Below are 15,015 nucleotides of genomic sequence, written 5' to 3' on the forward strand. Positions count from 1 at the left end.
GTTTTAATTGTTCTACCACATAGCTGATGGGTTGATTGCGAAACAAGGCAAGCCCAAGAACAAGCCAAACCACGTGCTCAGCAGGTAATTTTCTCCTTCTGATCGATGCCTTACCTGTTTGATGCAGGCTTGTTTCAATCCAATTTAAATCAATAAGTTCACAAAAATGGTTGAGTGATGGGAGAGCATGTTCAAGAGTGGATTCTAAATGTTCAGATAAAGACATAAAAAAATGAGCGTATTTACATACACTCATTTTTACTACATTTTACTAAAATTTGCTTAACTGACTGGCATTACCACCCTGTTGGGCTTTTTTAATGTCATCTTTTCGATAAATACCCTTTTCTTTTTTGCAGACTTGGCTTTGAATAAAATAGACATCTTCAAGGATCAAACCAACCTGCTATGCAAAATCTTGGATTTGCACTGATTGATGCGCATATTCATCAATGGGACCCATATAACACACCACACAGCGCACGCCTGGCAGTCAAGCTGCTAGGGAAATATCCACGCTTACTGGATAAAACCATCCGTACGCTAAAATCCAAAGCACTGATTGACACTTTGGGACACACCCAGCATGTCACTGCCCCCTATTTGCCCGAACATTATTGCCGCGATGTCGGCTTTTATCCGGTTGAAAAAGTGGTACATGTGGAGGCCAGCTGGCATGACCACAAAGGCAAAGGTGTGGATGGAGAAACCCGTTTTATTGAATCGCTGGATTTTGCCAAAAATGGTATCCAGCTGGGTGCAGTGGTGGCCACGGCCGACCCGCGTGACAGCCAGTTCAAGCAGATTCTGAAAATGCATCAGAAAGCGGCGCCGCAACATTTTCGCGGGATTCGTAAAATGGCTGCGGTTCATGAAGATAAAGACATTTATGCCTGGGCCGATGATCCGCATTTATACCGTGACAAAAAATTTCTGAAAGGCTTTGAACTACTGGCACAGCATAATTTAAGTTTTGATGCCTGGGTCTATTCCAGCCAGCTGGAAGATGTGATTGCCCTGGCAAAACAGTTTCCGGAAACCTCAATTGTGCTGGATCACCTCGGTACACCGGCCGGTCTGTTTGGTCCGGTCGGCTCGCATACCGGTATTACCCAAACTGCGCGCGACAATATCCTGTTTCGCTGGCAGGAAGACCTGGCTGAACTGGCGCGCTGCCCGAATGTCTATACCAAATTGTCGGGGCTGTTTATGCCGGTACTGGGCCATCAGTTTCACCAGCAGCAACGGCTGGCCTCAAAACAGGAAATTATTGATTTAACTGCCCCGCTGATTCAGCACGCGCTGAAAAGTTTTGGTATGTATCGGGTGATGTTTGGTTCCAATTTCCCGATGGATCGGGTCAGCAGTGACTTAGTCACGATTATTGATGCCTTTAGCGATGTGGTGGCGACGTATCATCCGCAGGCATTAGCGCAGGTGTTCCATGATAATGCCAAACAATTCTATCGGCTCTAATTCTCTATGATAAATTCACCTCATACTTACTCATAGCACCTATAAGGATTGCTGGCAGATGGGATCAGTGCCAACATAACCGGCTTCATAAAAACCTCCCGTTTAGGGAGATTTTTTATATGAATGATCTGTAATCAGCACTTATTTTACCGGCTGACCATATTGATCAGCCATGACTTCGACCCAATGTTGCGGCAGCAGATATTTCTGGATCACCGCATCAATATCGGCTTTGCTGAGTCGGGCAATGGCCTGATCACGTTTTTCCCGATACGGTAAATCACGGTCAAGTTCCAGCTGTGCCACCAGCATCCGGTGAATACGGCGCTCATCTTCCAGCGCTGTGACACGCTGTTTCAGAATGTCAGCCTTGGCCGCCGCTACTTCCTGTGCAGTCACGCCATTTTTGCGCAACTCCTGAAAGACTTTATGTACCGCCTGCGACAACTGCGCCGCTTTACCGGCAGTATAGTTGGCACTCACACTGAGGGCACCGGAATTTTCAAAGCTGCTTAAACTGAGCGAACTGCCAAAACTGTAGACCAGCGCATTTTTTTCACGCAGCTCTTGCGCCAGACGTGAGGTCAGTTGTGAGTCCCCTAAAATATGACTCATGACCATTAATGCGGCTGCATCGGGATGATCATTTCCCACGGGCAGGGTCATCACGCCCTGATAACTGCCAAACTCACGCTGTTCGGACAGTACATGCTGTTTTTGCGCCGCATAGCTGTTATACGGCACGCTTAAACGCTGATACGGCTGTGCTCCGTTCCAAGTGGCAAACTGCTGTTGCAACAGCTTGAGAACCGGCTTGGCCTCATAATCGCCGGTAATGGCAATCCGGGCATGATCCATGGCAAAAAACTGCCGATACAGCTGTTTGACTTTCTCATTGCTGGCCTGGGTCAACTGCTGCTTGGCAAATTCCGGCTCGAAGTGATAACGCAAATCTCCCGGCTGATAACGCTCGATCAAACGTGCCATATTTAAGGCAGCCACGGTTTCCGGCTCGGTATACGGCCGGTCCAGACTGGCCAGACTTTGTGCCTTGATCAGATCAAACTGGGCCTGTTCAAACAGCGGCTTTTTCATGATTTCCAAGACAAATCTGAAAAACTCATCAAATTTATCTTTTTTGGCCACAATCGAAATGGCCACGCCATTGCTATTGGCCTGTGCCGAAGCTGAACCACCGGCGTCAATGGATTTGTCGGCAATATCCTGCAGGCTGTACTGATCTGAGGCACGCAGCATTAAATAGGCCATCAGGTCAATAATCTCGCCCTGATTAAACAGCGATTTTTCATTGCCAAAATCGACTATAATGGTGGCGTAGGTTTTATCGTCCCGGGTCGAGGTGGGAAACAGTGCATATTTCATGCCATTGGCCAGTGTGCCACGCTGGATTTTGGCTTCAGTCTGGCTTAAGGCCTGTTTGGATGTGTGCAGATACTGCTGAATTTCCTGCTCATAGCTGCTGATGTCTTTGAGTGGCTCGGCCTGTACATCCATTTGATCGAGGGTTTTCAGCGGTTCAGCAGCCTGCTGTTGCTGGGCCTTTTTCTGCTCTTCTGGTGTCGGCTGAATATGCCCGCGCATACGATGTTCAGGAATCAGGAATTGCTGTAAACGTGTATTGACCTGATCCACCGTTAAGGCCTGTAATTCCTGTTGATGGACAAAATACTGTGCCCAGTTGCCCTGCTCCGATACCACATAATCACTTAGCATACCGGCAAGAGCACTGGCATTGCTAAACAGACTGTCCTGGCTATTACGAATCAGGGTTTTGACCCGGTTCAGCTCGGTCTGATTAAAATTTTTGCCCTGCTCGACACCCTGCTGCAAGGCAGTTTCAACCTGCTTGGCATTATGAGTCGGTGCATACAAGGCACCCATAAAGACCAGATTAAAATCCTGATCCAGCCAGGTGGTCGATTGCACCATGGTGCTGATACCGGTTTCAACCATGCCCTGATACAAATGCCCGCTCGGCTGCATGGTGTATAAATACGGCGCCAACGCCAGAGCGGTTTTATGCTGGCCGTTCTGACCATTTAAATAGATATTGAACTTGGCCAGCTGGCTGCCTTTTTGCACTAAAAAATCCCGGTTTTTGATGGTACGGGCATCCAGCACTGGCACCTTGACCTGTGCCGGAATCTGGCGTTTGGCCAGCGGACTAAAATGCTGATCAATCTGCTTGAGTACCTGCGCTTTATCAAACTTGCCGGTCAGCACCATCACGGCATTATTCGGTGCATACCAGTTACGATAAAAACGCTGCAATTCCGGCATCTGAATCGACTGCAACTCATTCAGATCACCAATCGGTAAACGGCCCAGATACTGGTTGCCATAGGCCGCTTTCCAGACCTGATCCATTAACACCGCATAGGGCTGATCCATACGCACTTCGCGTTCACGCTTCACAATCGCAATTTCTGCCGGCACAAATTTTTCTTGCAGCACCAGCTTGTCCATACGCTCGGCTTCAAGATAAATCATCTCATTAATGGCTGTCTGATCTGGGCGGATGGTGTTCAGATATTTGGTCGAGTAGTAATCGGTGCTGGCATTATTGCTTAAGGTGTACTGGTTTAAACGGCGCTGGAATTCATCTCCCGGGACATTCTGGGTGCCTTTAAACGCCAGATGTTCCAGTAAATGCGCCATACCGCCTTTGCCTTGGGGATCATTCAGGGAACCGGTAAAGTAGATGGTACTCATCACCACTTTATTTTCTTTGGCATTCGGCGCCAGAATCACCCGAAAACCATTATCCAGCCGGTATTCTTCAATCTGCTGTTCAGATTTTACCAACACCGGCTGGGCAAATGTCGTAGCCCCCACACCCATGATCAGCAAAGACAGGCTGAGCTGTTTAAACCGTATTAACATAATTTTTTCAATACCTTTTACCTGCTGCAGCCGCTTGCATGACTGCAGCATTAAATTGTTTGTTGTTGTGACTTATGTTTGAAAATCACCGGCATACCCAGCGTGATTTCCCTGTTCTGTTTTAATCTAAAAATAACTCGGCCACCAGATATAATTTGGCATAACCGGAAATTTCAATACGCTGCTCTGCTTGTAAGGCACAGTACAGCATTCCACCTCGCGCCGAAGCCTGATAAGCCACCAGTTCAGTTTTGCCGGTTTTTTCTGCCCATAACGGCGCCAGACCGGTATGCATGGAACCAGTCACCGGATCTTCATCAATCCCTTTATGCGGGGCAAAGTAGCGAGCAATATAGTCATAGTCCTGAGAGGGCGCGGTCAAGGCCACATCTAGGTCTGTCGCGGTAATTGCGGTGCTGACCTGATGCAGCTCTGCAATCTGCCGGATTTTGGCCAGATCGGGCTGGGCGGCTAACACTGCCTGCTCAGATTCCAGTACCAGAATATAGGCCTGTGCATTTAAATAGACTTCCTTAACCGGCTGATCAATCACATCCAGCAATTGCGCCGGAAATTCATCTTGCAGTACCGGCACACGGGTTGGAAAATTCATGCGGATTTTGCCATCATCATCTTGCGTGACAATAAAAAGACCTAAATTTTTGACATGAAAATGAATGGTTTTGGCGCGGGTATAATCCTTAAACAGTACAAAGCTGCTGGCCAAAGTGGCATGGCCGCAAAAATCGACTTCAACTGTGGGGCTAAACCAGCGGATCTCGAAATTTTCAGCATCCATCGGCTTGACAAAGGCAGTTTCGGAAAGGTTATTTTCCAGTGCAATATTCTGCATTAAAGCGTCATCAAGCCAGTCTTCGACCACTATTACTGCGGCCGGATTTCCCTTAAATAATGCTGTTGTGAATGCATCAACCTGATACATTTTCATGAATCTGTCTCCCGCTGTATTTTGTGCTTTTTCCCAAGCATGCATCAATGATATAAGTTTTAACACCCGGTACAATGCAGAATTGTTGTTTTCCTGCATATCTCTGGAATGATCTCTGATTGAGGAATAAAAAAATATGACGCTCCCTGCTGATCTGCAAACTGTACCTTTGGAAAAGGCCTATCGTTTGATTAATCATGGTCCGACCGTGCTGGTGTCTGCACAAGATCAGCAAGAAACCGATGTCATGGCTGCAGCCTGGGCCTGTGCGCTTGAGTTTAATCCCGCCAAAGTTACAGTGGTGCTGGATAAAAGCACCAAAACCCGTGCCATCATTGAACAGTCAGGTTATTTTGCCTTGCAGGTGCCGACCTTAAAACAGCTCAGGATGGTGCATCAACTGGGAAGCATCAGCCTGTTTCAGGAGCCGAACAAGCTGGACCGCTGTGGGGTCGAGCTGTTCCAGTTTGAGCATTCTCCTGTGCCGACAGTGGCCGGATGCGCCGCCTGGCTGATCTGTGAACTTATTCCGGAGCCGCACAACCAGCAAACCCATGACCTGTTTATAGGCAAAGTCATTACAGCCTATGCCGATCAGCGGGTATTTCGTGACGGGCACTGGTATTATCATGAAGTGGCCGATGAATGGAAAAGTATCCACCATATTGCCGGCGGGCATTTTTATAGCATTGGTCAGCCGGTTTCAGTGGAATAAACAGTTGTTAGATTAGCAAACAAATTGGCCAGATCAGCGCGCAACTGTAATAGCCCGCGCGCCATACAACAATATTTTACGCATAATAAAAAGCGCAAGGAATCTGCATGGATGCACAGCAACGCCGCCTCAGCCTGTTTTTACTGCTGGCCACCTGTTTAGGTATCGGTATTTTTCGTTTTTCTTATACCGCCTTATTACCCAGTACCCGTCTGGCTTTTGAATGGAGTAGCGAGTTTGCCAGCCTGTTAGGCAGCGCCAATTTACTCGGTTATTTAATTGGTGCGGTCTGGGCCATGCGCTTAAACCGGCAGCTATTAAGCTGGATTCAGGCCGCGGCCTTTCTCGGCAGTTTAAGTTTATTCTGCTGTGCGTTCGCCGGTTTTGAGGGCAGCTGGTATCTGTTCTGGCGAATATTGTCCGGCATCTGCGGTGGCTGGCTGATGATTCTGGCACCGAGCATAGTCGCCCAGCACTGTAAATTGCAGCATCGGTTTAAAATTAATGTGATTGGTTTTAGTGGCATCGGACTTGGCGTGCTGCTCGCCACATTATTTTTGCCCTATTTAGATCATATCTCCACCTCAAGCGCCTGGCTGATTTTATGTGCCTTTGCCGTGCTGTGCAGTCTGGGTTTAATCCTGCTCAAACCCAAAGCCCTACCGGTTAACATCCAAAGCCAGCCTCAAAGCGCTGCTGCTGTACCCATCAATAAAAAAGTCTGTGCCAGCCTGCTCTTGGTGTATAGCTGTAGCGCGTTTTCCTATGTACCACACTCGCTCTTCTGGATTGACTATTTAAGTCAGGTGCAACAACTCAGCCTGTTCTGGATTAATAGCCACTGGATTTTATATGGCCTGGGCAGTGCCTGCGGAGCGGCCTGTGCCTATTTTTTGGCAAAACAGCTCGGCAATTTCAAAGCCCTGAAAATTCTGTATTGCCTGTATGTGGCTGCCATTTTAGCGGCAATCGCACCTTGGTCAGTGATGACTTTTCTGTCTTCCTTTTTTACAGGCCTGCTGAATCCGGCGGTGGTGTTTCTGACCTCTTATACCCTGCTCCAGCTGTATGGACTGGCCTATAAAAAGTTATGGGGCATGGCCACTTTATGCTTCGCCAGCGTGCAGCTGATAGGAGGCTTAAGCTTTAGCGGCTTACAAGTCGCCGGCTGGTCCTATCCGCAGCAGTTTTTACTGGCTGGTGCGGTTCTGGCACTGGGAAATCTATATTTTATTTGCAGCCTGCCGGCCACCAAAACCCCGGTTTCCACAGCCGAGGTAAACTGATTTAGCTTATTCATCGGTCAGCTCTTGTACCAAATAGGGATAAGGATTCACGGCGCCTTGACCACTGAGATAAATCCCATAATGCAAATGTGGCGGTGTATTTTGAGCATTGCCGCTATTACCGACATAACCAATGATTTCACCGGCTTCAATCCAGTCGCCTTCCTGAATCTCCGCTGCATAATCCTCTAAATGTGCATAATAATGATGGCTTAAGCCCGGACCAATCACCCAGACCACTTTACCCCCAAGGTTGTTGGTGCCCACCCGCGATACAATTCCAGCCGTGGTTGAGCGTACCGGCGTGCCGCGTTTGGCAAAAATATCAGTGCCTTCATGCCGACGCCCTTCACTGCGCGCCGCCCCCCAGGTATCACTGATCTGCCTGGCCTGCACACCTTCTACCGGGACCGGTAAAGGCGCCATGAATTCCTGCTGTTGCAATTTCAGATACAGCATCGGATAGCGCATACCGGCGGCATCACCCGAAGGCGGTGGCTGACAGCCGACCAGCAGCACACTCAAACTTAAGCCAAGCGCCAGACCGGCGAGCCGTTTAGAAATCAAGATATTCATTGCACCTGCATCATCAAGGGATGACTTGATCTTAAGGTCTGCTCAAAGGTAGATAAAACACGGTTTTTGTACAGGTTTTGCTGATCTGGGCTTTGAGGTAATTTCTAAATCAAGTTTCCGATATAGATCGTAATGGGCTGCATTACATGTAAATATGACAAAGGCTCTCATCATGAGAGCCTTTGTCAGTAAATCAATTTAAAAACCCATCTTCACCCTTAGGCGATGAAAAAGTTTTTAAATTGGGGGTGCGACATCATTGCTGACGTTGGTTTTTCTGTTTTTGATTTTGTTGCTGAGGCTGTTGCTGCTGTTGACGTTGATTGTCATTCTGCTGCTGATTTTGTTGACGTTGGTTTTGCTGATTCTGTTGATTCTGCTGGTTTTGTTGATTAGCCATTTCATATCACTCCTGTATCAGTTCGATATGTCGCACAATATGTACAAGTATTACTCTACCGGTTTTTGTTTTTTGCCCAAGTCATAAGCTGTATCAAATTGCCTCAATGTAATTGGGCACAGGATTATCCATTACAAATCAAGTGAAAAAAGTTCTGTCATTTTACTTTACTCACCCAAAGCATCACTGTGGTTACTTGTCATTACATTGACACAAATAGATGGGAAGATAAGGCATAAAAAACCCGCGTTAAACGCGGGCGGTTACACCGAATAGATAGTGTTTTTATTGGTCCATCTTGTCAATAATCGCCTGACCAAACTCAGAGCAGCGCAGCAAGGTGGCATCTGGCATCAGGCGTTCAAAATCATATGTCACCGTTTTGGCTGCAATCGCACCGGATACACCCCGAATAATCAGATCGGCCGCTTCGGTCCAGCCCATATCACGCAGCATCATTTCCGCAGACAGAATAATCGAACCCGGATTGACCTTGTCCTGCCCGGCATACTTTGGAGCGGTGCCATGGGTGGCTTCATACATATGTATTGCGCCGCCAATATTGGCTCCCGGTGCAATACCAATCCCGCCGACTTCTGCCGCCAGTGCATCGGAAATATAATCCCCGTTCAGGTTTAAGGTGGCAATGACCGAATAATCTGCCGGGCGCATTAAAATCTGCTGTAAAAAGGCATCGGCAATTACATCTTTAATCATAATCTCTTTGCCGGTTTTCGGATTTTTCAGCTTCACCCACGGCCCGCCATCGAGTAATTCGCCGCCAAAACGCTCCAGCGCCACTTCATACCCCCATTCCTTAAAGGCGCCTTCGGTATATTTCATGATGTTGCCTTTATGTACCAAGGTCACACTCGGCTTGTCATTATCAATCGCGAACTGGATGGCTTTACGCACCAGACGCTGAGTGCCTTCTTTGGAGACCGGTTTAATCCCAATACCACAGTTTTCTTCAAAGCGGATTTTGGTGACACCCATTTCCTCTTTCAGGAATTTAATAACTTTTTTCGCTTCCGGTGAATCGGCTTTCCATTCAATCCCGGCATAAATATCTTCCGAGTTTTCCCGGAAAATCACCATATCGGTCAGTTCCGGATGTTGCACCGGCGAAGGTACGCCCTCAAACCAGCGCACCGGACGCACACAGACATACAGGTCCAGTTCCTGACGCAAGGCCACATTCAATGAACGGATCCCACCACCAACTGGTGTGGTTAGCGGCCCTTTAATCGACACCACAAATTCACGCAAGACCTCAAAGGTTTCTTCCGGCATATAGGTGCCATAAATCTTGTTGGCCTTTTCGCCGCAATATACTTCCATCCATTCAATCGCACGTTTGCCGCCATAGGCTTTTTGTACCGCCGCATCCACCACCGCTTTCATAGTCGGGGTAATATCCACCCCAATCCCGTCACCTTCAATAAAAGGGATAATCGGATTGTTCGGCACATTCAGGGATAAATCTGCATTTACCGTAATTTTGCTGCCATCTGCAGGCACGACGATTTTCTGATAACCCATAATCCTTGCTACTCCCTGTGATTGGTGGGCGGGCAAATCCATACTATTCTTGCCCGGCACCGGTCTTTTTTTGGCTGTCTGCTTAATTGTATTTTTAACTCGATGATCTTTTCAGTTTAATCAAAATTTAACCAGCCCGGGATTTATAAGGGAAATGGCCTTATTTCTGTGCTTAATAAATCGGCATATATCCTGTAGCATCTCTCAGCAAGTTTTACATTTCCAATCAAAATCATCTGCTCAGCTTTGCCATAAAGTTCAGGCAGATCAGACAGAATCTGCTATAGTAGCCGGATATTGTGGACCTTCTTTTTGCTCATTGTCACCCTTTCTCTCCCATGCCGGGTTTTATTACAGGTAGCATAAGAACCACACCCAGATTTTGTTATATTTTTTAGCAGGTTACAGTGAAAATAGTTATTCTTAACAAGCCTTATGATGTGCTGTCACAGTTTCGTCCCGATGAAAAGCACCCAACCATGGCCGACTTCATTGACGATCCGGATTTGCGGATTGCCGGTCGTCTGGACATGGATTCAGAAGGTTTAATGTTCCTGACCGATCATGGCGGTTTAAACCAGTTTATTACCAACCCGGCCAATAAAAAGTTTAAAACCTATCTGGTCCAGGTCGATGGTGACATTACCGAAGAAGCGCTAGAACAGCTGCGTAAAGGTGTAGAACTGAATGATGGCATGACCTTGCCGGCCAAAGCGATTAAAGTGGCTGAACCGGAGTGGTTATGGGAACGTCATCCGCCGGTACGTTACCGCGCTTCGGTGCCGACCTCCTGGGCTGAAATTTCAATTTGTGAAGGCCGTAACCGTCAGGTGCGCCGCATGACCGCTGCGGTCGGCTTCCCAACTTTGCGTTTAATTCGCACCAAAATCGGTTCGATTGATCTGGTTCAGCTGGGCCTGCAACCGGGTGAAACCCGTGAAATTGAACCACTGCTCTATAGCGACTTTAAAGATGTACCAGCCGAACAGCCGTATCGCTCACGTTCTTATGTGAAGAAACCGGGCGGCACTGGTGGCAAACCGATGCAGAAAAAAGTCAACAAAGATGGTACCGCCAAGAAAAAATCCGGCACACCACGCATCTGGCAAATGGAAGAAGGTGAAAAGCCACGTCGCAAGACCAATGGCACCACCCGTCCCAACACCAAATCACGTGGTCGTCGTGCCCGTTAATGGGGCTGGCATCTGTATAGCTAAAAAAGCTGTTGCAAAGATGCGTTGAATAGACGATGAAAATAAGGCTCCAACGGGGCCTTATTTTTTTGCTTGTATTTTCAGCATCACAATGCTATTTATGATTCACATAATTTTAAATTTAAAATAAAACGTATCTTAAAAAAGGAGTCTGCTATGGATCAGCAAGTTAATCCCATGTTTCATCAGGACCGATTAATGCAGCATCTGGGCGCCCATTTGGTGTCGTTTGGTGAACACAGCGCACAGATTGAATTAAAAATTACCGAGCAGCATTTACAAGGCCATCAAACCTGTAACGGTTCGGTGATTTTTGCGCTGGCGGATGCGGCTTTTGCCATTGCCTGCAACACCGGCAAACATTCGGCGGTGGGTCAGCACTGCGGTATTCATTATTTAAAACCGGGCCTGCTCGGCGATACCCTGACTGCGGTGGCAGAACATAAGGCCAGCAGTGGCCGCAGCGGCATTTATGATATTCGGGTCACGAACCAGAAGCAGCAGATTGTGGCGGAGTTTCGCGGTACTTCCCGCCTGATCATCAAATAAGGTGTGATTACGATAGGGTTTATGACGATAGATCTGCATAAAAAAACCGATGCCTGAGCATCGGTTTTTTATAGTATAGATTTCAGACTGTGATTTTACACTTTTAACCAGCGATCCAGTTTGGCCTGATCTTCAACTTTTAATTCAACTTCAGTCAGTTCAGAACCTGCTGCATTCACTTCAAACTGCATCAGTTCATCACGGCGGAAAGCATGTACTGTAAAGCTGCCGCTCTGTTTGGCATACTGTTCGATCAGTTTGCTGCTGGCTTTGAGGCCATCAATGGCAATGATTACATCATGCGCCGACAGACCGGCTTGCGCTGCCTGACCATCACGGCGTGCGGCCTGTACCAGTACGCCTTCCGGTTTATCGGCCAGTTTTAGCCCCAATGGCAAACGCTTGTCATTTTTTAAGCTGTAGCTCAGACCAAATTCCGGGAACAGCTGATCCAGCGGTAATTCTTCGGTGGTGTTAATCAGATGGTTAATCTGCTCAGCCCAGCTATCACCGGTTAATTCCTGACACAATTCATAAATCGTGCGCTCATGCACCTGAATCCCCTGCTGCGCATTGTCATACAGCTTGCGCATTAACGCATCCAGACTAGAGCCACGCAGACGTAAACCAAGATCTAGACACAAGGCCACCAGACAGCCCTTGTTGTAATAGCTGGTGCCGGCATGGTTGGAGTTTTCATCCTGACGGTAGAATTTCACCCAAGCATCAAAGCTTGATTCAGCCACGGTTTGGATTGCCCGACCCGGATTTTGCAAATAACGGTCAATCTGCGCTTTTAATAAAGCAATATAAGACTCCTGATTAACCACACCGCTGCGTAATAAAATCAGGTCATCATAATATGAGGTGAAACCTTCAAAAATCCACAACAAAGAGGTGTAACCTTCCCGGTTCAGGTCATAATTGACAAAGCTGTCCGGACGGATAAATTTCACCAGCCAGGAGTGGAAATATTCATGGCTGCACAGCCCCAGAAAACGCTGATATTCTTTCGACGGCTCTTCCGGCTCATTGGCTTTTGGCAAGTCATCGCGCGGGGTAATCAGGCTGGTGCTGTTTGGATGCTCCAGACCACCGTAGCTGCTCCCGGTCGCCATGGTCATAAAGGTATAATCCTGAAACGGTGCAGAACCGAACATGGCAATTTCAGTGGCGCAGATTTTTTCCAGGTCCTGCTGCATTCTCGCAGCATTCATGGCATGTTTGCCCGACACCACAAATTCATGTGGAATGCCTGCTGCATCAAAACTAAAACGGGTCTGCTCGGCCAGCTCAAACGGCGCATCAATCAGTTCGGCATAGTTTTTGGCTTTTAAGGTATAACGCCCCTTCACCAGACTTTTGGCTGCCAGTCCGGTCGCCAGCTGGAAATGTTTCAGCTCATTAGGCAGAAACACTTCGACTTCAATCGCTTTATCTTCCTGACCTTCCAGTCCTAAACAGGCACAGGCCGGATTGACATATAACCGGGTCTGATCAACATAGGCACCACGCACCGACAGGTCGTAGGCATAAACATCATATTCCACCGTAATCAGTTCATGATCGGTATTAAACAAACGCCATTTGTTCTTTTCAAATTTCTGGATTTTTAAAATACGCCCGGCTTCATCATAGGCCTTGACCGCTTCAATATGTTTGGAAAATTCACGAATCAGATAGCTGCCCGGAATCCAGGTTGGTAAAGCTAGAACCTGTGTCGGATTGGCCAGAAAGCGCAAAGTGACATGAATAAGATGCTGACGATAATCGTCAAATTCGATTTGATAATGCAACATAATGGGCGATATAAAAGATCAAAGAGATAACTTATCAATTAGCTTAACATTTTTTTGTCATGCAATGCGCAGTCGTCTTCATTGTCGAAAATTATCGCTAGTCAGGCGGCAAAAAAAAGCATAGCATGCCTAAAATTTTTATGTTTATGACCAACGGACTGGTTAAAAAAGGAATCCCCTTGAAACGTGTCATCTACCTGATTGCGCTGCTGTGCTGGCTATGCAGCTCGCTTGCGCATGCCACCTTATTATCTTTTAATCCTGAAACGGTTGAAGCAGAAGCCTGGACCGTGCTTGATCCACAATCGGGTCAGGTCATTGCAGAACACAATAGCCAGATTCAGCGCGCCCCGGCCTCGCTGACCAAGATGATGGTGGCCTATATTGTGCTCAAGGACATTCAGGCCGGCAAGCTGAACGTGGCAGATGTGCTGACCGCAACGTCGGTGGTGAAACAGGTGATGTGGGATGAATCCCAGATGTACCTGAAAGAAGGTGAGCAGATTTCTGTTGATCAGCTGCTAGCTGGTTTAATTGTGATGTCTGCCAATGATGCCGCCCTAACTCTGGCCGAACGGATTTCTGGCAGCGTACCGCAGTTCGTGGCACGTATGAATCAGGAAGCACAGGCCTTGGGAATGCAGCATACCCATTTCCAGAATCCGTCCGGGATTACCATGCCGGAACATTATTCTACCGCGGCCGATCTGGCCCGTCTGGCACAGGCGGTCGTCAATGACACTCCGGATTATCTCGCTTATTCCAAACAGACCAGTTTTACCTATAACCAGCGTTATCACCGTGCCACTAACATTCTGCTCAAACAGGACCCGACGGTGGATGGCTTGAAAACCGGTTATACCCGTGCCGCCGGTTATAACCTGGCGCTGACGGCCAACCGTCTCACCCAGAATTTTGATGATCCGAACCGGCGTTTAATTGTGGTAGTTTTGGGTGCCAAAAGTGCATTTAAACGCGCTGAAATTGCCCAGCAACTGATGAACATCAGTTATGCCTACACCCGCAACGAAGTGGCTTTAAAAAACAAGCAGCTGATTGCTGAGTTGCCAGTGGTAAAGTCGACCCTGAAAATGTTCAAGGTTGAAGTGCAGCAACCGAAAATTGTCACCACGTCTTTATATGGCGAAAATAGCGCGATTGATTTAAAACAGTTTGATGTGACCCAGCAGCGCCTGTTTGTTAACGATACCTTCGGTCAGACCCGACTGATTGAACCCTTAACCCAGACCGAAACCCATTTGAATGTCGAGCTGAAAGAAAAGTTACTGACGGCCCCGCTGGCACAGGTGATGCAGCTGGCCACCGTGCATGTTTATCAGAATAACCGCCTGATCAATACCATTCATCTGGAAGAAGAAGTACATATTGCCGAAGCCAGCCTGTTTGAAAAACTGCTGATCTGGCTAAAAAGCCTGTTTAGCTTTTCCTCCAAGGATGAAACCGCAGCCAAAACTTATCCGCTGGTTTAATCCTGTGAACAAGCACAGTGGAAATGCTACATGATGTAAGTTGTCGAACAATCTGAGCCATTTTCCTGACCGGGAGATGGCATAAATTGAGCCTGTTCTTGCATTAAAAATAACA

13 protein-coding genes are annotated in these 15,015 nt (G+C 47.5%); 6 read left to right on the forward strand and 7 right to left on the reverse strand.

Features of this window, described 5'->3' with window-relative positions; all coding sequences use genetic code 11:
- A partial coding sequence (locus FTT63_RS09275; RefSeq protein WP_171260912.1) for a transposase domain-containing protein occupies positions 1-226 on the reverse strand: 226 nt, incomplete at its 3' end.
- Positions 227-408: 182 nt separating this feature from the next.
- On the opposite strand from FTT63_RS09275, the gene FTT63_RS09280 reads away from it, so the two are divergent.
- A complete protein-coding gene (locus FTT63_RS09280) occupies positions 409-1,476 on the forward strand; it encodes an amidohydrolase (protein ID WP_180192195.1) in 1,068 nt (355 codons plus the stop codon).
- Between the two features lie 141 nt (positions 1,477-1,617).
- Here the strand turns inward: FTT63_RS09280 and FTT63_RS09285 are convergent, their stop codons facing one another.
- Together FTT63_RS09285 and FTT63_RS09290 are read right to left on the reverse strand one after the other, a co-directional pair.
- Complete coding sequence (locus tag FTT63_RS09285) at positions 1,618-4,380, reverse strand: pitrilysin family protein (protein WP_180192196.1); 2,763 nt, start codon at positions 4,378-4,380, stop codon at positions 1,618-1,620.
- A 121-nt stretch (positions 4,381-4,501) separates the two neighbouring features.
- Entirely contained in the window at positions 4,502-5,329 is an 828-nt protein-coding gene (locus FTT63_RS09290) for a PhzF family phenazine biosynthesis protein (RefSeq protein ID WP_005178958.1), read from the reverse strand.
- Positions 5,330-5,465: 136 nt separating this feature from the next.
- On the opposite strand from FTT63_RS09290, the gene FTT63_RS09295 reads away from it, so the two are divergent.
- Both FTT63_RS09295 and FTT63_RS09300 read left to right on the forward strand, forming a co-directional pair.
- On the forward strand, positions 5,466-6,044 hold the full coding sequence (locus FTT63_RS09295; protein WP_168384636.1) for a flavin reductase family protein: 579 nt from the start codon (positions 5,466-5,468) through the stop codon (positions 6,042-6,044).
- A 107-nt stretch (positions 6,045-6,151) separates the two neighbouring features.
- Positions 6,152-7,330, forward strand: a complete 1,179-nt coding sequence (locus tag FTT63_RS09300) for a YbfB/YjiJ family MFS transporter (protein WP_180192197.1) — start codon at positions 6,152-6,154, stop codon at positions 7,328-7,330.
- Between the two features lie 6 nt (positions 7,331-7,336).
- Here FTT63_RS09300 and FTT63_RS09305 read toward each other — a convergent pair whose 3' ends face one another.
- The 3 genes from FTT63_RS09305 to icd all read right to left on the reverse strand — a co-directional run bounded on the left by FTT63_RS09305 (position 7,337) and on the right by icd (position 9,848).
- Positions 7,337-7,906 carry a M23 family metallopeptidase gene (locus FTT63_RS09305; protein ID WP_005178963.1) on the reverse strand — a complete coding sequence of 190 codons (570 nt, stop codon included), beginning with the start codon at positions 7,904-7,906 and terminating at the stop codon, positions 7,337-7,339.
- Between the two features lie 256 nt (positions 7,907-8,162).
- The gene (locus FTT63_RS09310; RefSeq protein WP_005178964.1) at positions 8,163-8,306 is read right to left on the reverse strand and encodes a hypothetical protein; all 144 of its coding nucleotides are present in this window, start codon (positions 8,304-8,306) and stop codon (positions 8,163-8,165) included.
- Between the two features lie 285 nt (positions 8,307-8,591).
- On the reverse strand, positions 8,592-9,848 hold the full coding sequence (gene icd / locus FTT63_RS09315) for an NADP-dependent isocitrate dehydrogenase (protein WP_016659160.1): 1,257 nt from the start codon (positions 9,846-9,848) through the stop codon (positions 8,592-8,594).
- A 407-nt stretch (positions 9,849-10,255) separates the two neighbouring features.
- Between icd and FTT63_RS09320 the strand changes: the two genes are divergently transcribed.
- Positions 10,256-11,041 (forward strand): rRNA large subunit pseudouridine synthase E, encoded by a 786-nt coding sequence (locus FTT63_RS09320; protein WP_045794865.1) that lies wholly within the window; start codon positions 10,256-10,258, stop codon positions 11,039-11,041.
- Positions 11,042-11,218: 177 nt separating this feature from the next.
- Positions 11,219-11,611 carry a hydroxyphenylacetyl-CoA thioesterase PaaI gene (paaI, locus tag FTT63_RS09325; RefSeq protein ID WP_180192198.1) on the forward strand — a complete coding sequence of 131 codons (393 nt, stop codon included), beginning with the start codon at positions 11,219-11,221 and terminating at the stop codon, positions 11,609-11,611.
- A gap of 95 nt (positions 11,612-11,706) precedes the next feature.
- Here the strand turns inward: paaI and FTT63_RS09330 are convergent, their stop codons facing one another.
- Entirely contained in the window at positions 11,707-13,410 is a 1,704-nt protein-coding gene (locus tag FTT63_RS09330) for a M61 family metallopeptidase (protein ID WP_180192199.1), read from the reverse strand.
- Between the two features lie 179 nt (positions 13,411-13,589).
- On the opposite strand from FTT63_RS09330, the gene FTT63_RS09335 reads away from it, so the two are divergent.
- Positions 13,590-14,900 carry a D-alanyl-D-alanine carboxypeptidase family protein gene (locus FTT63_RS09335; protein WP_168391057.1) on the forward strand — a complete coding sequence of 437 codons (1,311 nt, stop codon included), beginning with the start codon at positions 13,590-13,592 and terminating at the stop codon, positions 14,898-14,900.
- Positions 14,901-15,015 lie beyond the last annotated feature (115 nt).

This window comes from Acinetobacter sp. C15, from assembly GCF_013420645.1.
Taxonomy (GTDB): Bacteria; Pseudomonadota; Gammaproteobacteria; order Pseudomonadales; family Moraxellaceae; genus Acinetobacter; species Acinetobacter indicus.